This is a genomic window from Paraburkholderia sp. BCC1886, assembly GCF_900996245.1.
GTDB lineage: Bacteria > Pseudomonadota > Gammaproteobacteria > Burkholderiales > Burkholderiaceae > Paraburkholderia.
In genome coordinates, this window is sequence record NZ_CAAJGK010000020.1 from 1 (window position 1) to 295 (window position 295).

A 295-nucleotide genomic window follows, 5' to 3' on the forward strand; every position below is an offset into this window, starting at 1 on the left:
AATGCACAGTCCTCTGCCGCTTTTTCGCAGAACACTACGCATTGAAGATTGGTGGAGGATGACGGGATCGAACCGACGACCCCCTGCTTGCAAAGCAGGTGCTCTCCCAGCTGAGCTAATCCCCCAGTCATACCGTACACGTGAATGCTGTACCCGCATAAAGATTGAAAGGGTCATCACCCGGCCAGAACCACCACAGACACGGATGGTGGGTCTGGATGGATTCGAACCATCGACCCCCGCCTTATCAAGACGGTGCTCTAACCGGCTGAGCTACAGACCCCTTCGTCTGTCT

2 tRNA genes are annotated in these 295 nt (G+C 55.3%); both read right to left on the reverse strand.

Annotated elements, in window-relative coordinates:
• Positions 1-49: 49 nt before the first annotated feature.
• Positions 50-125, reverse strand: a tRNA-Ala gene (locus FQ746_RS01670).
• Positions 126-206: 81 nt separating this feature from the next.
• Positions 207-283: transfer RNA gene (locus FQ746_RS01675), tRNA-Ile, on the reverse strand.
• Between the last annotated feature and the right edge of the window lie 12 nt (positions 284-295).